The sequence below is a fragment of the Brevundimonas halotolerans genome, assembly GCF_003730275.1.
In the GTDB taxonomy this organism is placed as follows: Bacteria; Pseudomonadota; Alphaproteobacteria; order Caulobacterales; family Caulobacteraceae; genus Brevundimonas; species Brevundimonas halotolerans.
Genome location: NZ_QTTA01000008.1, coordinates 22,106 through 40,714 on the forward strand (window position 1 = coordinate 22,106; position 18,609 = coordinate 40,714).

General features: G+C 65.9%; 22 protein-coding genes. 19 read left to right on the forward strand and 3 right to left on the reverse strand.

The window, feature by feature from the left end; genetic code table 11:
* Window positions 1-312: 312 nt before the first annotated feature.
* The 8 genes from EG854_RS02955 (at window position 313) to EG854_RS02990 (ending at window position 8,294) form a co-directional block, all read left to right on the forward strand.
* Window positions 313-3,177, forward strand: coding sequence for a monovalent cation/H+ antiporter subunit A (locus EG854_RS02955; RefSeq protein ID WP_206423370.1), 2,865 nt, complete (start codon window positions 313-315; stop codon window positions 3,175-3,177).
* A complete protein-coding gene (locus EG854_RS02960) occupies window positions 3,174-3,521 on the forward strand; it encodes a Na+/H+ antiporter subunit C (protein ID WP_277424043.1) in 348 nt (115 codons plus the stop codon). Before EG854_RS02955 ends, EG854_RS02960 begins: the two co-directional genes overlap by 4 nt.
* A complete protein-coding gene (locus tag EG854_RS02965; RefSeq protein WP_123286249.1) occupies window positions 3,518-5,059 on the forward strand; it encodes a monovalent cation/H+ antiporter subunit D in 1,542 nt (513 codons plus the stop codon). Before EG854_RS02960 ends, EG854_RS02965 begins: the two co-directional genes overlap by 4 nt.
* Entirely contained in the window at window positions 5,056-5,547 is a 492-nt protein-coding gene (locus EG854_RS02970) for a Na+/H+ antiporter subunit E (RefSeq protein WP_123286250.1), read from the forward strand. Before EG854_RS02965 ends, EG854_RS02970 begins: the two co-directional genes overlap by 4 nt.
* Window positions 5,544-5,825, forward strand: coding sequence for a K+/H+ antiporter subunit F (locus tag EG854_RS02975; RefSeq protein ID WP_123286251.1), 282 nt, complete (start codon window positions 5,544-5,546; stop codon window positions 5,823-5,825). The genes EG854_RS02970 and EG854_RS02975 overlap by 4 nt, the downstream gene beginning before the upstream one ends.
* On the forward strand, window positions 5,822-6,223 hold the full coding sequence (locus EG854_RS02980; RefSeq protein WP_123286252.1) for a Na+/H+ antiporter subunit G: 402 nt from the start codon (window positions 5,822-5,824) through the stop codon (window positions 6,221-6,223). Before EG854_RS02975 ends, EG854_RS02980 begins: the two co-directional genes overlap by 4 nt.
* A 45-nt stretch (window positions 6,224-6,268) precedes the next feature.
* Window positions 6,269-7,678, forward strand: coding sequence for a protein adenylyltransferase SelO (locus EG854_RS02985; protein ID WP_123286253.1), 1,410 nt, complete (start codon window positions 6,269-6,271; stop codon window positions 7,676-7,678).
* A 184-nt stretch (window positions 7,679-7,862) separates the two neighbouring features.
* Window positions 7,863-8,294 (forward strand): DoxX family protein, encoded by a 432-nt coding sequence (locus tag EG854_RS02990; RefSeq protein WP_241153103.1) that lies wholly within the window; start codon window positions 7,863-7,865, stop codon window positions 8,292-8,294.
* Here the strand turns inward: EG854_RS02990 and EG854_RS02995 are convergent.
* A complete protein-coding gene (locus EG854_RS02995) occupies window positions 8,291-8,452 on the reverse strand; it encodes a DUF2256 domain-containing protein (RefSeq protein WP_123286255.1) in 162 nt (53 codons plus the stop codon). The two genes, EG854_RS02990 and EG854_RS02995, sit on opposite strands and share 4 nt — an antisense overlap.
* Before the next feature lie 44 nt (window positions 8,453-8,496).
* Here EG854_RS02995 and EG854_RS03000 point away from each other — a divergent pair, with 44 nt between their 5' ends.
* The 5 genes from EG854_RS03000 to EG854_RS03020 all read left to right on the forward strand — a co-directional run bounded on the left by EG854_RS03000 (window position 8,497) and on the right by EG854_RS03020 (window position 12,719).
* The gene (locus EG854_RS03000) at window positions 8,497-9,018 is read left to right on the forward strand and encodes a MerR family transcriptional regulator (protein ID WP_123286256.1); all 522 of its coding nucleotides are present in this window, start codon (window positions 8,497-8,499) and stop codon (window positions 9,016-9,018) included.
* A 3-nt stretch (window positions 9,019-9,021) separates the two neighbouring features.
* Window positions 9,022-10,806 (forward strand): acyl-CoA dehydrogenase C-terminal domain-containing protein, encoded by a 1,785-nt coding sequence (locus EG854_RS03005; protein WP_123286257.1) that lies wholly within the window; start codon window positions 9,022-9,024, stop codon window positions 10,804-10,806.
* Between the two features lie 144 nt (window positions 10,807-10,950).
* Window positions 10,951-12,117 (forward strand): acyl-CoA dehydrogenase family protein, encoded by a 1,167-nt coding sequence (locus EG854_RS03010; RefSeq protein WP_123286258.1) that lies wholly within the window; start codon window positions 10,951-10,953, stop codon window positions 12,115-12,117.
* A gap of 45 nt (window positions 12,118-12,162) precedes the next feature.
* Window positions 12,163-12,390, forward strand: coding sequence for a DUF433 domain-containing protein (locus EG854_RS03015; protein ID WP_206423371.1), 228 nt, complete (start codon window positions 12,163-12,165; stop codon window positions 12,388-12,390).
* The gene (locus EG854_RS03020; protein WP_123286259.1) at window positions 12,387-12,719 is read left to right on the forward strand and encodes a DUF5615 family PIN-like protein; all 333 of its coding nucleotides are present in this window, start codon (window positions 12,387-12,389) and stop codon (window positions 12,717-12,719) included. The genes EG854_RS03015 and EG854_RS03020 overlap by 4 nt, the downstream gene beginning before the upstream one ends.
* A gap of 6 nt (window positions 12,720-12,725) precedes the next feature.
* Here EG854_RS03020 and ppk2 read toward each other — a convergent pair whose 3' ends face one another.
* Window positions 12,726-13,484 (reverse strand): polyphosphate kinase 2, encoded by a 759-nt coding sequence (gene ppk2, locus EG854_RS03025; protein ID WP_375782310.1) that lies wholly within the window; start codon window positions 13,482-13,484, stop codon window positions 12,726-12,728.
* 69 nt (window positions 13,485-13,553) lie between these two features.
* Between ppk2 and EG854_RS03030 the strand changes: the two genes are divergently transcribed.
* The 6 genes from EG854_RS03030 (at window position 13,554) to EG854_RS03055 (ending at window position 18,414) form a co-directional block, all read left to right on the forward strand.
* Window positions 13,554-14,273, forward strand: coding sequence for a 16S rRNA (uracil(1498)-N(3))-methyltransferase (locus tag EG854_RS03030; protein WP_123286261.1), 720 nt, complete (start codon window positions 13,554-13,556; stop codon window positions 14,271-14,273).
* A 60-nt stretch (window positions 14,274-14,333) separates the two neighbouring features.
* Entirely contained in the window at window positions 14,334-15,695 is a 1,362-nt protein-coding gene (locus tag EG854_RS03035) for a glutamate--cysteine ligase (protein WP_123286262.1), read from the forward strand.
* Between the two features lie 57 nt (window positions 15,696-15,752).
* Window positions 15,753-16,100 (forward strand): hypothetical protein, encoded by a 348-nt coding sequence (locus EG854_RS03040; protein ID WP_123286263.1) that lies wholly within the window; start codon window positions 15,753-15,755, stop codon window positions 16,098-16,100.
* Between the two features lie 74 nt (window positions 16,101-16,174).
* Window positions 16,175-16,924: a DUF72 domain-containing protein gene (locus EG854_RS03045; RefSeq protein ID WP_241153104.1), complete on the forward strand. Its 750-nt coding sequence runs from the start codon at window positions 16,175-16,177 to the stop codon at window positions 16,922-16,924.
* Window positions 16,921-17,295, forward strand: a complete 375-nt coding sequence (locus tag EG854_RS13060; protein ID WP_164461799.1) for a GFA family protein — start codon at window positions 16,921-16,923, stop codon at window positions 17,293-17,295. The genes EG854_RS03045 and EG854_RS13060 overlap by 4 nt, the downstream gene beginning before the upstream one ends.
* Before the next feature lie 60 nt (window positions 17,296-17,355).
* Window positions 17,356-18,414, forward strand: coding sequence for an NAD(P)-dependent alcohol dehydrogenase (locus EG854_RS03055; protein ID WP_123286266.1), 1,059 nt, complete (start codon window positions 17,356-17,358; stop codon window positions 18,412-18,414).
* A gap of 10 nt (window positions 18,415-18,424) precedes the next feature.
* Here EG854_RS03055 and EG854_RS03060 read toward each other — a convergent pair.
* The coding region (locus EG854_RS03060; protein WP_164461801.1) for an integrase core domain-containing protein at window positions 18,425-18,609 on the reverse strand (185 nt) is incomplete at its 5' end.

The following is an 18,609-nucleotide window of genomic DNA, read 5'->3' on the forward strand; positions in this document are numbered from 1 at the left end:
GCACGGGCCAGTCACAAGCAGCGGGCCCCGTCAGGGCCTGAATTCAGGCCCGTGGTGGACTGAACTGTGACGCAAAAGCGACAGAAAGGGATGACGTTACGTCAATATTCGTCCAATCGTCGACAGTATCCGGTGCTGCGCGGGGCAAAATCCTGCGCCCCGGCCCGGATCGCCCTCAGTGGCGGGCACCCCGAGTGCGGCGCAGATGCGGCCGGGGTGCGACATTTTTTTGCAGCGGGGGAGAAATTCGGACGGCCAGCCTCTACAAGGACGGCCCGCGCCCCGCCTGACCCCCGCTTCCGAGGCCGATCCTTGCTGTTTCTGCTCGCCCTTCTGCCCCTGTTGGGGGCCCTGGCACCCGCCCTGGCCATCCGGTTCGGCCGGAATGCCTGCGCCCTTGCCGCCGGGGCGGTCACCCTGTCCGCCCTGATCGTATTGGGCAGCATGGTTCCCGGCGTCATGAGGGGTGAGGTGTTCACGGCGAGCGTTCCGTGGATTCCCGCCCTCGGCCTGAACGCCAGCCTGTTCCTCGATCCGCTGGGGCTGATGTTCGCGGGCATGATCCTCGGCATCGGCCTGCTGATCATCATCTATGCGCGCTTCTATCTCGCGGCGGCTGACCCGATGGGCCGGTTCTTCACCTATCTGCTGCTGTTCCAGGGGGCGATGCTGGGCATTGTCCTGTCGGACAATGTGCTGCTGCTGCTGATCTTCTGGGAGCTGACCAGCCTGTCCTCCTTCCTGCTGATTGGCTTCTGGCGGCATTCGGCCGAGGCCCGTCAGGGTGCGCGGATGGCGCTGTTCGTCACCGGGGGTGGCGGTCTGGCCCTGATCGGCGGCTTGCTGATCCTCGGCAGTATTGCCGGTTCCTACGACCTGACCGTGATCCTGCAGCAAAAGGATGTGATCCAGGCCTCGCCGCTGTATCTGCCGGCCCTGCTGCTGATCCTCGGGGGTTGTTTCACCAAGTCGGCGCAATTCCCGTTCCATTTCTGGCTGCCGCACGCCATGGCGGCCCCGACGCCGGTCAGCGCCTATCTGCATTCGGCGACCATGGTGAAGGCCGGGGTCTTCATGCTGGCGCGGCTGTGGCCGGTGCTGGCCGGGACCGATGCCTGGTTCCTGATCGTGGCGACCACGGGTCTGGTGACCATGGTGTTTGCCGCCTGCGTGGCCCTGTTCAAGGACGATCTGAAGGGGCTGCTGGCCTATTCGACCATCAGCCACCTGGGCTTTCTGACCATGCTGTTCGGGATCGGCACGCCCATGGCGGCGCTGGTCGGGGTGTTCCACATCATCAATCACGCGACCTTCAAGGCTGCGCTGTTCCTGAACGCCGGCATCGTCGACCACGAGGCCGGGACGCGCGACATCAAGCGGCTGGGCGGGCTGTTTGGCCTGATGCCGATCGCCGGGACGCTGGCGTTGGTTGCTGGCCTGTCGATGGCGGGGGTGCCGCCGCTGAACGGCTTCATCTCCAAGGAAATGATGCTGTACGAGGCCGCCGATACCGTCTGGCTGGGTCAGGCCTGGGTGTTTCCGGTGCTGGCGACGCTGGGGGCGACCCTCTCGGTGGCCTATTCGCTGCGCTACATCGTGCATGTCTATTTAGGAAAGCGGCGCGACGATTATCCGAAGTCGCCGCATGACCCGGGCATCGGCCTGTGGGGTCCGCCCGCCGTGCTGGTGGCGCTGGTCATCGCGATCGGGCTGGCCCCCGCCCTCGTTGCCGGGCCGTTGGTCAATCTGGTAGCGGGTGCGGTGACCAATGGTGCGGCCGAGCCGGAGCATCTGGCCCTGTGGCATGGCGTGACCCCGGCGCTGTTCATGAGCGCCATCGCGATCGCGCTCGGGGCCGCCCTGCTGATGGGGCACCGGCGGCTGGACCGCCTGTGGCAGGGCGCGGGGCTGCCCGAGGCCAAGGCCATGTTTGACGCCTCGGTCCGCGGCGCCGTCCGGATAGCCCGCCGGGGTACGGACCTTTTGCAGAACGGCTCGTTGCAACGGGGCATGGCGGCGCTCATAGGTACCGCCGTGGTGGTGGGGTTCGCCGGCTTCCTTTCGGCCGGCTACGTCCCGGGTGAACGGCCCGGCGTTCCCGCTTCACCGGCCGCCGTGGTCGGCTGGATCGCCCTGGTCGCGGCGACTGCCATGGTCGTCCTGACCCACAAGGCCCGCTACATCTCGCTGATCTACATCGGCATCGTCGGACTGATCATCTCGCTGGCCTTTGTCCATCTGTCGGCCCCCGATCTGGCCCTGACCCAGATCTCGGTCGAGGTGGTGACCATCCTGCTGATGCTGCTGGCGCTGAACCTGTTGCCCAAACAGACGCCGGTCGAAAGCCGGCCGTGGCGCAAGATCCGCGACGGCGGGGTGGCAGTGGCCGCCGGTCTGGGCGTCGGCGGGGCCGCCTGGGCCATCATGACCCGGCCCTTGGACAGCATCTCGGGCTATTTCTGGGAGAATGCCTATTCCGGCGGAGGCGGCACTAATGTCGTCAACGTCATTCTGGTCGACTTCCGCGGGTTTGACACCTTCGGCGAGATCATCGTGCTGGGCATCGCCGCGCTGGGCATCTTCGCCCTGCTGGAGCGGGTCGAGACCGGGGCCAGTGGCAAGCGCCTGGCGGCATGGAAGCCCGACACCGTGCGCTCGCCCGAACACCACCCGATGATGCTGGTGGTGGCCACCCGGCTGGTGTTGCCGCTGGCGGTGATGGTGGCGCTCTACATCTTCCTGCGCGGGCACAATCAGCCCGGCGGGGGCTTCATCGCCGGCCTGGTCGTCGCGGTGGCCATACTGATGCAGTACATGGCTTCGGGCTTTGCCTTTGCCGACCAGAGGCTACATGCCGACCACCACTCGATGATCGGGGCAGGGGTGCTGGTCGCAGCCCTGACCGGTCTGGGGTCGCTGGCGTTCGGCGCGCCCTTCCTGACCAGCGCCTTTGACTATTTCAGCCTGCCCCTGATCGGCGAGTTTGAACTGGCCACCGCCATATTGTTCGACATCGGGGTGGCGCTGACGGTGATCGGCGCGGTCATGCTGGCGCTGGCCCAGCTGTCGCAGGTCGCCGAGCGCGCCGAGAAGGAGCCGCAGCCCGAGACCGAGACCGCCATGGACATCAACCCCGGCCGCGATGATGCGGCCGCCGCGACGAAGGCCGACCAATGACGATGGAACTGCTCGTCGCCTCGGCCATCGCCGTGCTGACTGCCGCCGGGGTCTATCTGGTGCTGCGGGGCCGGACCTTCCCGGTCGTGCTGGGACTGGCCTTCCTGTCCTATGCGATCAACCTGTTCCTGTTCGCCATGGGGCGGCTGGTGATCGACCAGCCCCCCATCTACGACAAGGCGGCCGAGGCCTATACCGACCCGCTGCCCCAGGCCCTGGTGCTGACGGCCATCGTCATCGCCTTTGGCATGACGGCCTTTGTCGTCATCCTCGCGCTCCGGACCTATCTCGAGACCGGCACCGATCAGGTCGATGGCCACAAAGACGGGGAGGCGCAGCCGTGAGCGCCCACGTCCCCCATCTGATCGTTGCTGCCCTGATCCTGCCCGCCGTGCTGGGGTCGCTGACTCTGCTGTTGCTCCGGCATCGGCTGGACGCTTCGCGTCTGGTGTCGCTGGGATCCTGCCTGGCGCTGGTCGGCATTGCTGCCAGCCTGACGATGCACGCTTCGAGCGGCGCGGTGGAAAGCTATGCCTTGGGCAATTGGCGCGCGCCATTCGGGATCGTTCTGGTTCTGGACCGGTTGTCGGCGATGATGTTGCTGCTGACGTCCGTTCTGGCGCTGGCGGTGATAAGCTATGCCGTGGTGACCGGCGCGGATCGCAAGGGCTGGCATTTCCACCCGCTGTTCCAATTCCAGCTGCTGGGTCTGAACGGGGCCTTCCTGACGGGCGACCTGTTCAACCTGTTCGTCTTCTTCGAAGTGCTGCTGATCGCCTCCTATGGTCTCTTGCTGCACGGGCAGGGCGCCGCGCGGCTGAAGGCCGGGGTGCAGTATGTGGTGATCAATCTGGTCGGCTCGACGCTGTTTCTGATGGGCGTCGGCCTGCTGTACGGCGTCACCGGCACGCTCAACATGGCCGATATGGCGGTCCGGGTGTCTGAGGCCTCGCCCGGTGATCAGGGACTGATCGCGGCCGCAGCGCTTGTGCTGACGGTGGTGTTCGCCCTGAAGGCTGCGCTGGTGCCGCTGCATTTCTGGCTGCCCGGAGCCTATGCAGCGACAACCGCCACCGTGGCCGCCCTGTTCGCCATCATGACCAAGGTCGGGGCCTATGCCCTGATCCGCACGGGCACACTAATCTTTGGCGAGGACGCCGGCACGCTGGCCTGGCTGACCGGAGACTGGATGCTGCCCGCGGCCATCGTCACCACCGCCATCGGCTTCATCGGCCTGTTCGCGGCCCGCACCCTGCGCGACATGGCCGCCTGGTCGGTGGGCGGATCGATGGGGGTGCTGCTGAGCGCGGTCTCGGTCTTCCGGGTCGAAGCCATGGGGCCGGCCCTCTATTATGCGGTGCATTCGACGCTCGCGGGGGCCGCCCTGTTCCTGGTGGTCGACATGATCGCCAAACGGCGCGGCGCGCACGGCGACGCCCTGACCGTCGCCCCGCGCTTCTGCCAGTCGGAGCTTCTGTCGGGGCTGTTCTTCCTGTCGGCTATCGGCATCGTCGGCCTGCCGCCGCTCTCGGGCTTCATCGGCAAGCTGCTGATCCTCGACGGGGTGCGGGCGGCGCCGGAAGCGGCCTGGATCTGGGCGACAATCCTGATCACCACCCTGATCGGCGTGCTGGCCTTTGCCCGCGCGGGCAGCCGCATCTTCTGGAAGAGCGCCTCGGTCGAGGGGACCATCCCCGTGCGCGCCCTCCGGGGCCGGTGGGGCGGCGCAGGCGTGGCCGGCGGCCTGCTGGCTTTGCTGGCAGCGCTGACTGTGCTCGGCGGCCCGGTGACGGCCTATACCGGGGCGACCGCCGCCCAGCTGTTCGACCCGCAGCAATATATTGATGCCGTGCTTGGCCCGACGGCGGGAGGTCGCCGATGATCCGCCGTCTGTTGCCCCACCCGGCGCTCAGCGTCCTGCTGGTGATCGTCTGGATGTTGCTGGTGAACGAGCTTGGGTTTGGCGCCCTGTTCCTCGCGCTGGTGTTCGGTGTCGTGGTGCCGCTGGTCACCAGCCGCTTCTGGCCGGAACGGCCGAAGGTTCGCTTCGGCCGCGATGCCCTGGCCTATCTGCTGATCGTCATCTTCGACGTCATCGTCGCCAATTTCGAGATCGCTTGGATCATCCTGACGCGCCGCAACCGCGACCTGCGCTCTTGCTGGCTGGTGATCCCGACCGAGCTGCGCTCGGCCGAGGCCATCACCGTTCTGGCGGGCACCATCAGCCTGACGCCCGGGACGGTCAGCAGTGACATCTCGTCCGATGGCCGGGCCCTGCTGGTGCATGCGCTGGACGTGGCCGATCCGGCCGCCGAGGTCGCGCGCATCAAGCAACGCTATGAGACCCGTCTGATGAAGGTGTTCCGATGACCGGTTCGATCCTGCCCTGGGCCCTGGGGTTCGCCCTCGCCTGCGTCAGCCTGGCGATGCTGCTCAGCCTTTTCCGGCTGCTGCGCGGGCCGACGCTGGGCGACCGCATCCTGTCGGTCGACACCCTGACCATCAATGTCATCGCCCTGATCGTGGTGTTCGGCGTGGCCGAGGCGACCCAGACCTATTTCGAGGCCGCCCTGCTGCTGGCCATGGTCGCCTTCGTCGGCACGGTCGCCTACTGCAAATTCCTGCTGCGGGGGGACATCGTCGAATGAATCCGGTCGCGGAAATCGCCATCGCCATCCTGCTGGTCATGGGCGGGATCTTCATTCTGGTCGGGTCGTGGGGTCTGGCGCGGCTGCCGTCTTTGATGACCCGGCTGCACGGACCGACCAAGGCCAGTACGCTGGGCGTCGGCGCCTGCCTGATCGCCTCGATGATCTATTTCCCGGCGTCGGGCCAGCCCTGGTCGGCGCATGAGATGCTGATCACCATCTTCCTGCTGCTGACCGCCCCGATCTCGGCCAATATGATCGCCAAGGCCCATCTGCATCGTCAGGGGCATTCCATCGACCCCAACCCCGCGGACGGCATTCCGGAGGGGCTGCCCGCCCCGCCGACGGGGGACGACTGGGCGACCTTCCGCGGCGCCGAGTCCTCACGCGACGACTAGACATTCACCATTGCAGGCGCGCCCCCGAGTGCGCATCTGTCGCCGATGCCGACGTCCCCCACCTACCGCCCCGAACCCCGCTTCTTCGATCTCGGGGAGGACTATGGCGACGCCGTCCTGCCCGCCGATTTTCCCGAGACCCGGCTGAGGGTCCGCAATGACCGGGCGGCCGCGACGGTCGGGCTGGACACACTGACCGACGCCGAATGGATCGCCCATTTCGGCCGCTTCGAGCCGCTGCCGGGACAGCCCGGGCCCGTGGCGATGCGCTATCACGGGCACCAGTTCCGGACCTACAATCCGGACCTCGGCGACGGTCGGGGGTTTCTGGCGGCGCAGCTTCGCGACGACCAGGGACGGCTGCTTGATCTTGGCACGAAAGGTTCCGGCCAGACGCCTTGGTCTCGGGGGGCGGACGGACGGTTGACGCTGAAGGGCGGGGTGCGCGAGGTGCTGGCGGCGGCCATGCTGGAGGCCCAGGGCGTGCCGACCAGCCGTGCCCTGTCGCTGATCGAGACCGGCGAGGCGCTGGAGCGGGGCGATGAGCCGTCGCCGACCCGTTCAGCGGTGCTGGTACGGCTGTCGCACAGCCACGTCCGGTTCGGCACCTTCCAGCGGACGGCGTATCTTGAGCGGCCTGACCTCACGGCGGCCCTGGCCGAGCATGCGCGGGCGCTCTACCACCCGTCGGTCGCAGTGGGAGATGTGCCCGGGCTGATGGCGGCGATTGTCGCGGCCTCGGCCCGGCTGACGGCCCGCTGGGTGGCGGCGGGCTTTGTCCACGGGGTGCTGAACACCGACAACCTGAATGTGACGGGCGAGAGCTTCGACTATGGCCCCTGGCGCTTCCTGCCCCACTATGAGCCCGGCTTTACCGCCGCCTATTTCGACCAGTTCGGCCTCTATGCCTTTGCCCGCCAGCCCGAGGCCGTGTTCTGGGCCCTGACGCAGCTGGGCGGAGCGTTGAAGCCGATCGCCGACGTCGGCGCCCTCACCGAAGCCCTGAACGGCTTCGGGCCCCGCTATATCACCGAACTGCGCGCGGCGTTTCTGGAGCGGCTGGGGGTGAGATCGCTGGGTGAGGCGGCGGATCAGAGGCTGGTCGACACCACCCTGGCCCTTCTGCGGGAAAGCGGCGAGGCGCTGCGTTGGGAGCCCCTGTTCCACGACTGGTTCGGCGGCTTCTCCTCGTCCGAGCGGGCGCTTCGGGGGCCGCGGGCGCGGCTCTATCAGGGTGAGACCTTCGACGCCTTCCGCTTTGCCCTGTTCGAGCATGAACCGGACCGGCCCGAGCGGCTGGAGCATCCCGTCTTTGCGGGGGTGGAGCCCGAAGAAATGCTGATCGACGAGGTCGAGACTATCTGGGCCGCGATTGACCGCGCCGACGACTGGGCCCCCTTCCACGCCAAGCTGGAACGGCTGGCGGCAGTGCGGGACGCGCGCCAACAGGTTTAACGGGCCATAAAGCCTGCCGGGGTTACACATCCGTATGGATACGGCCACGCTTTGGCCGTGGACCCGGCGCAGAAGGCGATCACGGATGGTTACGCTCACGCTTCGTACCCTTGCGGGACAGGCTCGCCGTTCCGACATCGCCACTGTTACCAATAAAACGAAGCCCCTCCCCGGGTCCCACACCGTGCACTCCCAGACCCATCCCACCGCCCGCGCGCGCCTTAACGCCAGCTATCTGAACCTGACCCTGTGGACGCTGCAGGGCTGGGTGGCGATGTTCTTCATCGCTGCGGGCTATGCCAAGCTGACCGAGCCGGTCTCGACCCTGACCGCCCTGATGGGCTGGCCGCAACATGTGCCGGTCGATCTGGTGCGCGGCGTCGGCCTGGCCGAGATCGTGCTGGCCGTCATGCTGCTCACACCCCTGATCAGCTGGAAGATCGGCCGTCCGCTGCTGATCGTGGCGGCCGCCGGCCTGCTGGTGTTGCAGACCGTCATGCTGGGCGTGCATGCGGTGAGCGGCGACATCGGCCATTCGGTCGTCAATCTGGCGCTGCTGGCGGTGACCGCCCCGGTGCTGTGGTTCCGCCTGCGCGAGGCCTGCCTGCGCCGCTAACCACCCTTCGCCCGGCAATTGTTCGAGCAGTATTTCACCTGATCCCAGTCGCGCGCCCACTTGCGGCGCCAACTGAAGGGCCGTGCACAGGCGGGGCAGATCTTTTGCGGAAGGTCGCCTTTCGCCGTGCCCCGGTCGTTGACATGACGTCGCGTCATCAAAAAAGCTTCCCTTTACGTGCGCGTCAAGTTATGACGGACGCATGGCCAGTGCTGACGATCATCGCACCTATTCCATCCGCCAGCTGTGCCGCGAATTCGGGGCGACGGCGCGGGCCCTGCGCTTCTATGAAGACAAGGGCCTGCTGACCCCCGCGCGCAAGGGCCAGACCCGCGTCTATTCGGCGCGCGACCGGGCGCGGTTGAAGCTGATCCTGCGGGGACGCCGCATCGGCTTCTCGCTGCAGGAGATCCAGGAGATGCTGGATCTGTACGACCACAATGATCACAACGTCCACCAGATGGCCGTGGCCCTGCGCCGCCATCGGGCCCAGATCGAGGCGCTGAAGCTTCAGCGACAGGATCTGGACGACGCCATCGCCACGGCGGAAGAAGCCTGTCGCGTCATGGAGCAGCGGCTGGGTCAGCACCGGCCGGACCTGCTGCCCGGTGCCGAAGAGTATGCCGACCTGCTGAAGGCGCGGCTCAATCCGGATCATGGGCATGCGCCGCCGGTGCACGTCCTGCATTCCCCCCTGTCCCATTCCCAGAAGTCGAGAGTCTGACCCATGGCCTACAAGGCACCTGTCCGCGACCTGACCTTTATTCTGAACGAAGTGCTGGAGATCGACCGCTATTCCAACCAGCCCGGCTTTGCCGAGGTCAGCTCGGATCTGGTGCAGCAGATTCTGGAAGAGGGCGCCAAATTCGCCGAGGAAGTCATCGCTCCGCTGAACAAGGTGGGCGATCAGGAAGGCTGCAAATGGGACAACGGCAAGGTCACCGGCCCGACCGGCTGGAAAGAGGCCTATCAGCAGATGGTCGAGGCCGGCTGGCCCGGTCTCAGCTCCGACCCCGCGCACGGCGGTCAGGGCATGCCGGCCATCGTTGGCATGGCGTTCGGCCAGTTCACGGCCGCGGCCTCGCCGGCCTTCTCCATGTATCCGGGCCTGACCCACGGCTGTTACGAGGCGCTGCACGCCAATGCCTCGGATGAGCTGAAGGCAATCTATTGTCCCAAGCTGGCGACCGGCGAATGGGGCGGCACCATGAACCTGACCGAGCCCCAGTGCGGCACGGATCTGGGCCTGATCCGCACCAAGGCGGTGCCGAACGGCGACGGCAGCTACAACATCACCGGCCAGAAGATCTGGATCTCGTCGGGCGAGCACGACTTTACCGACAACATCATCCATCTGGTGCTGGCCCGTATCGAGGGCGCCCCGGCGGGCATCAAGGGCATCAGCCTGTTCGTCGTGCCCAAGGTGTTCGTCAACGAAGACGGCTCGCTGGGTGACCGCAACGAGGGCGCCCAGTGCGCGGGCCTCGAGCACAAGATGGGCATTCACGGCAATGCCACCTGCGTCATGTCGTATGAGAATGCGAAGGGCTGGCTGGTCGGGACCGAGAACAAGGGCATGGCGGCCATGTTCGTCATGATGAACGAGGCGCGTCTGGGCACCGGCCTGCAGGGCCATTCGATCGGCACCGCCGCCTATCAGGCCGCCGTCGAGTTCGCCAGGGACCGCCTGCAGGGCCGCTCCTTGACTGGGCCCAAGAACGCCGACGGCCCGGCCGATCCGATCATCGTCCACCCCGATGTGCGGCGCATGCTGCTGGAGTCCAAAGCCTATGTCGAAGGCGGCCAGGCCTTCATCCTGTGGACCGCGCTGCAGGCCGACCTGCAGAAGTCGGATGATGAGGCGACGGCGCAAAAAGCCCGCGACTACATGGGCCTGATCACCCCGGTGGTGAAGGCCTTCCTGACCGACCGCGGCTTCCACGTGGCCTCGCTGGCCATGCAGGTCCACGGCGGCTCGGGCTATACCGAACACTTCCCCGCCAGCCAGTATCTGCGCGATGCGCGCATTACCCTGATCTATGAGGGCACCAACGGCGTCCAGGCGCTGGATCTGGTCGGACGCAAACTGCCGGCCAACGGCGGCCGGGCCATCATGAGCTGGTTCGCCGACATCGACGCCTTCGTCTCGGACAATAGCGGCAATGAGGCTATCAAGCCCTTCATCGACGGCCTGTCGGACTCCAAGAAGAAGCTGCAGGAGGCCACCATGTGGCTGATGCAGAACGGCATGCAGAACCCGGACAATGCCGGTGCGGCCTCGACCGACTATCTGCACATCTTCGGCCTGACGGCCATGGCCTATGTCTGGGCGCAGATGGCGATCGCCGCGCAAAAGGCCATCGATGGTGGCTCGGAGGATCCCTTCTATGTCACCAAGCTGCAGACCGGCCGTTATTTCGTCGAGCGCATCCTGCCGGACGCCGGTTCGCACCTGGCCAAGCTGAAGACGGGCGCCGACGTGCTGATGGCCATGCCGGCGGAGGCGTTCTGATCCATAGTCTCCCTCCCCTTCATGGGGAGGGATGCCCGGCATTGATGCCGGGCAGGGTGGGGCTGAGCGCCACACCCCCATTCCCCACCCGGTCGCTTCGCGACCACCCTCCCCATCAAGGGGAGGGAGACAGGTAAGTGGCCCATGACATCCCCCCTCAACGCCCCCGACCCCGATTTCATGCAGGACGAGGAGATCACCCTCTTCTCCGACTCCGTCGGCAAGTGGATCGACGAGCATGCGCCGCCGGAGAAGGTGCAGGAGTGGATCGCCAACTCCTCGGTCCCGCGCGAGCTGTGGACCCAGGCGGGGGAGGCGGGTCTGCTGGGTCTGTCGATGCCGGAAGAAGACGGCGGCATGGGTGGCGACTATCGCCACGAGGTTGTGCTGATGCGCCAGCTGGGCTGGAAGGGCGCGGACCATTTCGGCATCTCGCTGCACAACGCCATCGTCGCCCCCTACATCTGGCACTATGGCACCGACGAGCAAAAGGCCCGCTGGCTGCCCAAGTTGCAGTCCGGTGAGTTGGTCGGCGCCATCGCCATGACCGAGCCGGGCGCAGGCTCTGACCTGCAGGGGATCAAGACCACCGCCATCAAGCAGGGCAACCAGTATGTGGTGAACGGCTCCAAGACCTTCATCACCAACGGCCAGCTGGCGAACTTCATCATCGTGGTGGCTAAGACCGATCCGGCCGAGGGTGCCAAGGGCACCAGCCTGATCATCGTCGAGACCGACGGGGCCGAGGGCTTTGAGCGCGGCCGGAACCTCCACAAGATCGGCATGGAGGGGAACGACACCTCCGAGCTGTTCTTCAATGACGTCAAGGTTCCCGGCGAGAACATCATCGGCGGTGTCGAAGGGCAGGGCTTTGTCCAGCTGATGCAGCAGCTGCCGCAGGAGCGTCTGAACATCGCCGTCCAGGGCGTGGCCGCAGCCGAGCGCGGGTTGTCGGAGACCATCGCCTACGTCAAGGAGCGCAAGGCCTTCGGCAAGCGGGTCATCGACTTCCAGAACACCCAGTTCAAGCTGGCCGAGGTCAAGACCAAGCTGACGGTCGCCAAGGTGTTCGTCGACCACTGCATGGGCCTGCACCTCAAGGGCAAGCTGGATGCCGCGACCGCCTCCATGGCCAAATACTGGGTGACCGACATCCAGGGCGAGACCATCGACGAGATGCTGCAGCTGCACGGCGGCTATGGCTATATGAACGAATATCCGATCGCCCAGCTGTACAAGGACGCCCGCGTCCAGCGCATCTATGGCGGGACCAACGAGATCATGAAGCTGCTGATCGCCCGGACGCTGTAGGGGGCGCCCCTACCGCGTCGTCAGAGCCCGTGGTAGATTGTTCCCATGATCGACTGGCGCGACCGTATCACGATTGAGCCTGGCAAGCGGGGCGGGCGTCCCTGCGTGCGGGGCATGCGTATCGCGGCTGAAGATGTTCTGGGCTGGCTGGCCGAGGGCATGACCCATGCTCAGATTATCGCCGACTTCCCCGAGTTGACCGAAGAAGACATCCGGGCCGTGCTCGCCTATGCCGCCGACCGTCAACGTCGGACCGCCATAGCTGCGGCGTGAGGCTGCTGTTCGATCAGAACCTGAGCCATCGGCTGCCTTCAGCGCTTTTGGACATCTTCCCCGGTTCCAGCCAGGTCCGACTGGTGGGTCTTGATCAGTCTGACGACACCATGATCTGGGAATACGCCGGCAAAGACGGGTTCTGCATCGTCACTCTGGACGCCGACTTTGCGGAACTGTCGGCGTTGAAGGGCTCTCCACCAAAGGTCGTGTGGCTTCGATGCGGCAATCGCCCGACAGCCTACGTCGAGAACCTCATCCGCAACCATGTGCTGCCGATAAGGACCATGGGCCTGGGCGATGATATCGATTGCCTCGAGGTCGGCTGACCGCCCCTACCGCGCCATACGGCCGTCGATCAGGGCCTCGGGCTCGAACATGAAGGCGATGTCCGGGTCGATCGCACGGGTGTCAACGCTGAGGTTCCGGACCGCCAGCCGCTCCACCAGATGACGCATGACGTTCAGGCGGGCCTGTTTCTTGTTGTCGGTGGCCACGATCAGCCAGGGGGCGTGCGTGCTGTGGCTGCGCAGCAGCATGCTGTCGCGCGCCTCCGTATAGGCGTGCCAGCGCTTCTGGGCCTCCCCGTCCAGCGGTGAGGTCTTGAAGTGTTTCAGCGGGTCCTCGACCCGGGCCTCGAGCCTGCGGGCCTGTTCCTCCTTGGAGATATCCAGCCAGATCTTGATCGGGACGATGCCGGCCTCGGTCAGCATGGCCTCGAACGCCGGGACGTCGCGGATGAAGTCGGACTGTTCCTCAAGGGACGAGAAGCCCATCACCACCTCGACCCCGGCCCGATTATACCAGGACCGGTTGAAGATCACGATCTCACCGGCCGCCGGCAGGTGGGCGACATAGCGCTGGAAATACCACTGGCTCAGCTCGCGGTCGCTGGGCTTGGGCAGGGAGATGACCCGGGTATGGCGGGGGGCCATATATTCGGTGACGCGCTTGATCGACCCGTCCTTGCCCGCCGTGTCGCGGCCCTCGAACAGGATCAGGACCTTGCGACCTTGAGCGATCAGCCGGGCCTGGCTCTCGACCAGGGCGATCTGGAGGGTGTGAAGCTCTGCCTTGTAGGCCTTTTTAGATATTGCCATGCATCCAGTGGACCCAGGTGGCAGAGGGATGCAAGTCCATGCGGCTTCTGGCATCGTTCCTCCATGATCCGATTGTATATCCCCCAGCCTCTGGCCGCCGGCGCTGCGGTTGCTCCGACGCTGGACCAGTCACGCTATCTGACCCAGGTCATGCGGCTGAAAGCGGGCGACGACCTGCTCGTCTTCAATGGCCGCGATGGCGAGTGGCGCTGTTCGGTGGCCGAGGTGCTGAAGCGCGGGTGCCTGCTGAAGGCCGATGAACGGGTGCGCGACCAGATACTGCCACCCGATGTCGAGCTGATCCTGGCTGTGGTGAAAAAGAGCCCGCTGGAGTTTGCGGTCGAGAAAGCCACCGAACTGGGCGTGCGGCGCATCCGGCTGGTCCGCACGGCGCGCACCCAGCCGCAAACGATCCGGTTGGACCGGCTGGACACCATCGCGGTCGAATCCGCCGAGCAGACCGGGCGAATGGATGTGCCGGAGATCGTCGTGTCCGAGCCCCTGGACGCCCTGCTGGATGGGTGGGACCCGGACCGCCGCCTGATGTTCTGTGACGAGACGGGCGGCCCGCCGGCGTTGACGGCCCTGCCAAAGGCGGGCGGAGCGGGCTGGGGGATTCTGATCGGGCCAGAAGGCGGGTTTTCGCCAGACGAGCGCGAGCGACTATTAGCCCTGCCGTATGCCACCGCCGTGTCGCTGGGGCCCCGGGTGCTGCGGGCCGACACTGCCGCAGTCACAGCGCTGGCCCTGTGGCAGGCGACCCTGGGCGACTGGGAGCGGTGAGGCCACTTGTGCCCGTCCCCCGGACTGCCCAATTGGCCAGACGAACAAGGGGCCCCTTCGATGTCTGACGCTGCACCGCTGACCCGCGAGGCCCTGGTCGGGGCGCTGTCGAAAGGGATCAAGCCGAAAGACCAGTGGCGGATCGGCACCGAGCACGAGAAGTTCGGCTTCGACAAGGGCAGTCTGCGGCGCCCCGCCTATGACGGGCCGTCCGGCATCCGCGCCATGCTGGAGGGGCTGCAGCGGTTCGGCTGGAGCCCGGTCGAGGAGGCCGGTCACGTCATCGCCCTCGAGCGTAAGAATGCCGAGGGCTTTACGGCCTCCATCAGTCTGGAACCCGGCGGCCAGTTCGAGCTGTCGGGGGCGCCGCTGAAGGACATTCACGACATCTGTTCCGAGACCGGCCAGCATCTGGTCGAGGTCAAGATGGTGGCCGACGAACTGGGGCTGGGCTTTCTCGGATCGGGCTTTGATCCGCTGTGGTCGCGCGAGGATGTGCCGATCATGCCCAAGGGCCGTTATGACATCATGCGCGCCTATATGCCGAAGCGGGGTCAGTTGGGCCTCGACATGATGCTGCGCACCTGCACCATCCAGGCCAATCTGGACTTCGACTCCGAAGCCGACATGGTGATGAAGTTCCGCACCTCCCTGGCGCTGCAGCCGGTGGCCACCGCCCTGTTCGCCAACTCTCCGTTCACGGAAGGTCGTCCCAACGGCTTTCTGACCGCGCGGGCCAATGTCTGGACCGACACCGATCCCGACCGCACCGGCATGCTGGATTTTGTCTTTGCCGATGGCTTCGGCTTTGAGACCTATGTCGACTATGCGCTGGATGTGCCGATGTATTTCGCCAAGCGGGGCGAGCGCTATGTCGACCTGTCGGGCCAGTCGTTCCGGGCCTTCGCCGACGGCAAACTGGACGCGCTGCCGGGCGACCGGGCGACGGCCAAGGACTGGGCCGATCATCTGACCACCCTGTTTCCCGAGGTGCGGTTGAAACAGTATCTGGAGATGCGCGGCGCCGACGGCGGTCCGTGGAGCCGCATCTGTGCCCTGCCGGCGCTATGGGCGGGCATCTTCTATGACGCACCGTCGCTGGCCGCCGCCTGGGACCTCTGCAAGGACTGGCAGATCGAGGATCACGAGCGACTGCGCCGCGAGGTGACGCGGCTGGGCCTGCGGGCCGAGATCGGCGGGCGGTCCCTGCGCGACGTCGCCGTCGACATGGTCGCCATCGCCCGTCAGGGCCTGAAGAACCGCGCGCGCTTCTCGGGCGGCATGGTCGATGAGCGCGGCTATCTGTCGGAGCTGGAAGACACGGCCGACAGCGGCATCACCCCGGCCGAGCGCCTGCTGGACCTGTACCATGGGCCCTGGGGCGGTGATGTCCGGCGGCTCTATTCGGACTACGCCTACTGAGGTTGCGGCAGGCCGTCGCGGCGCGGAACAACGGTGGCGCTTGCGGGTTCCTCTCGCATGAACACCGAAAACCGTCCCCCCGAAGAACCCACCGATGTCCGCCCCGGCGAAGAGCCCTCTGACGCCGACGCCCGCGAGTCCGATGGCCCCGTCGTCGATGCCCAGCGAACCAAACAGGGTCGCAGCGGCCTTCGGATCGTGGTCGTGCTGGTGGTCTCGATCACCCTCATCCTGATCATCTATGCCATCATGGTCATGGTCATGGCCAGCCAGCCGGGCCTGGATGCCGTCGAGGATCAGGCTGAGGGCCGTCCGGTGCCTGCCGAACTTCAGCCCGTGCCCGAAGCCTCGCCGGGCGGCTCGCCCGCCGCCACCCCGGAGACGGATCAAGCGCCCGCGCAGTAGGGGCGTCGACGTTTCGGCTTGCTCCTTGTCCGCCGAGGATGTCTCATCTCGGCAATGGCAAGCAGGGAATGGGCATGACCGGCAATATCCACATCGGCATCGGCGGCTGGACCTATGAGCCGTGGCGCGGGGTCTTTTATCCCGAGGGCCTGGTCCAGAAGCGCGAGCTGGAATATGCGGCCGGCAAGCTGACCTCCATCGAGATCAACGGCACCTACTATTCCACCTTCAAGCCCGACAGCTGGATGAAGTGGCGCGATGAGACGCCGGACGGGTTCGTCTTTGCCGTCAAGGCCAGTCGCTATTGCACCAATCGCAAGGTGCTCAGCGAGGGCAAGGACAGCTTTGACCGGTTCCTCGATCAGGGCCTGACGGCGCTGGGGGACAAGCTGGGGCCGATCAACTGGCAGTTCATGGCCACCAAGAAGTTCGATCCGGTCGATTTCGAAGGCTTCCTCAAGCTGCTGCCGAAGGAAAAGGACGGGGTTCGGCTGCGTCACGCGCTGGAGGTTCGCAACCCGACCTTCGACACGCAAAAATTCTACGACCTCGCGGCGAAATACGGCTGTGCCATCGTCTATGCCGAGGATGACGAGGCGCCGGAATGGCCGCGTATCGACCAGCCCACCGCCGACTTTGCCTACGCCCGCCTGATGTCGAGTCGCGAGGATGAGCCGACCGGCATGTCGGATGCCGAGCTGAATGCCACCGCCGACCGCCTGCGCGGCTGGGCCAAACGCGGCGATGTGTTCGCCTATATGATCGCGGGCGCCAAGGTGAGGAATCCGGCGGCGGCCATGGCCCTGATCGAGTGGGTGGGATGACAGCGCCTCAACTGAAGGGAAGCTGTCACTGCGGGGCGCAGCGGTTTACGGCACCCGCACCGGACTCTGTCACCGACTGCACCTGCACCACCTGCACCAAGCGGGGCACGCAGGCCGCCTACTACGCTCCGGGCGTGGTCGATCTGGAACTGACGCCCGGAACCCTGACCGCCTACGAATGGGGCGACCGGATGATGACCTTTTACCACTGCGCGACCTGTGGCTGCGCTGTCCATTCCGAGGCCCCGGCCTGGACGACCGACGCCGGCGAGGCCCGCCCCGTCCGCGTGGTCCTGAATGCCCGCCTGTTCGAAGGGCTGGATCTGGCCGCCGTGCCGGTCCGTCATGTCGATGGTCGAAACGAGTGGTAACCTTGCGCTTGCCGCCCGTCATACGCACCTGCATCTGATACTCTTTGAAGGATACGCCCGATGCCCATCGCCACCCGCGCCTTTGCCGCCGTCGCCGCCGACAAGCCGCTGGAGCCGTACGGCTTTGACCGGCGCGATCCGGGCCCGGACGATGTGGCCATCGAGATCAAATACTGCGGCGTCTGCCACTCGGATCTGCACATCGCCCACAATGACCTGGGCAACACCCGCTATCCGATCGTGCCGGGTCACGAGATTGCCGGGGTGGTGACCGCGGTCGGATCGAACGTCTCGCGCTTCAAGGAAGGCGACCGGGTCGGTGTCGGCTGCATGGTCGACAGCTGCCGGCAGTGCCAGCCCTGCCTCGACGGCGAGGAACAGTATTGCGTGCCCGGCATGACCCAGACCTATGGCTCGCCGGATCCCAAGGGCGCCGAGGTCGGGCAAAAGGTCACCCAGGGCGGCTATTCCGACCGGATCACAGTCGATCAGAACTATGTCGTGACCATCCCCGACAGCATCCCGCTGGACGCCGCAGCACCCTTGCTGTGCGCCGGCATCACGACCTATTCGCCGCTGCGCCACTGGAAGGTCGGGCCCGGTTCGAAGGTGGCTGTGATCGGCCTCGGTGGTCTTGGCCATATGGCGGTCAAACAGGCGGCGGCGATGGGGGCGGAGGTCACCGTCCTGTCGACCTCGGACCGCAAGAAGGCCGACGCCGAACGCATGGGCGCCAAACATTTCCTGATCAACTCCGACAAGGCGGCAATGGCGGCCGCGGCCGAAAAGTTCGACCTGATTATCAATACGGTCTCGGCCACGCATGAGATCGCCAGCCACGTTCAGCTGCTGGCCCGGGACGGGACCATGGTCATGCTGGGCCTGACCACCGAGGGCCTGCCGGTTTACGCCATGGGTCTGTTGTGGCGCCGTCGCTCCGTGGCCGGATCGTTGATCGGCGGCATCCGCGAGACGCAGGAGATGCTGGACTTCTGCGCCGAGCACGGGCTGGCCTGCGACATCGAGGTGATCGCCCCGTCACAGATCAACGAAGCCTATGCCCGGATGGAGAAGTCAGACGTACGCTACCGCTTCGTGCTGGACATGGCGCAGCTGTGAAGACAGCGGCCTAGCTGTCGTTTCCAAGAAGGTTGTTCACCCTTGACCAAGGGGTGAGGCCTTTGATGCCGGAGTGTGGTCGGCGCAGGTTGTAGTTTTCGGTCCAGGGTTTGATGGCTGCGGCGCGCTCGTCCGATGAGCCATAGGGTCTGGCGTAAGCCCATTCACGCAGCGTGGTCTGGATGAAGCGCTCGG

Coding starts and splice junctions, on each gene's coding strand:
- EG854_RS02960 (WP_277424043.1), top strand. CDS start 3,174: ATGACGATGGAACTGCTCGTCGCCTCGGCCATCGCCGTGCTGACTGCC.
- EG854_RS02970 (WP_123286250.1), top strand. CDS start 5,056: ATGATCCGCCGTCTGTTGCCCCACCCGGCGCTCAGCGTCCTGCTGGTG.
- EG854_RS02975 (WP_123286251.1), top strand. CDS start 5,544: ATGACCGGTTCGATCCTGCCCTGGGCCCTGGGGTTCGCCCTCGCCTGC.
- EG854_RS02980 (WP_123286252.1), top strand. CDS start 5,822: ATGAATCCGGTCGCGGAAATCGCCATCGCCATCCTGCTGGTCATGGGC.
- EG854_RS02985 (WP_123286253.1), top strand. CDS start 6,269: ATGCCGACGTCCCCCACCTACCGCCCCGAACCCCGCTTCTTCGATCTC.
- EG854_RS02995 (WP_123286255.1), bottom strand. CDS start 8,452: ATGACGCGACGTCATGTCAACGACCGGGGCACGGCGAAAGGCGACCTT.
- EG854_RS03000 (WP_123286256.1), top strand. CDS start 8,497: ATGGCCAGTGCTGACGATCATCGCACCTATTCCATCCGCCAGCTGTGC.
- EG854_RS03005 (WP_123286257.1), top strand. CDS start 9,022: ATGGCCTACAAGGCACCTGTCCGCGACCTGACCTTTATTCTGAACGAA.
- EG854_RS03010 (WP_123286258.1), top strand. CDS start 10,951: ATGACATCCCCCCTCAACGCCCCCGACCCCGATTTCATGCAGGACGAG.
- EG854_RS03015 (WP_206423371.1), top strand. CDS start 12,163: ATGATCGACTGGCGCGACCGTATCACGATTGAGCCTGGCAAGCGGGGC.
- EG854_RS03030 (WP_123286261.1), top strand. CDS start 13,554: ATGATCCGATTGTATATCCCCCAGCCTCTGGCCGCCGGCGCTGCGGTT.
- EG854_RS03035 (WP_123286262.1), top strand. CDS start 14,334: ATGTCTGACGCTGCACCGCTGACCCGCGAGGCCCTGGTCGGGGCGCTG.
- EG854_RS03040 (WP_123286263.1), top strand. CDS start 15,753: ATGAACACCGAAAACCGTCCCCCCGAAGAACCCACCGATGTCCGCCCC.
- EG854_RS03045 (WP_241153104.1), top strand. CDS start 16,175: ATGACCGGCAATATCCACATCGGCATCGGCGGCTGGACCTATGAGCCG.
- EG854_RS13060 (WP_164461799.1), top strand. CDS start 16,921: ATGACAGCGCCTCAACTGAAGGGAAGCTGTCACTGCGGGGCGCAGCGG.
- EG854_RS03055 (WP_123286266.1), top strand. CDS start 17,356: ATGCCCATCGCCACCCGCGCCTTTGCCGCCGTCGCCGCCGACAAGCCG.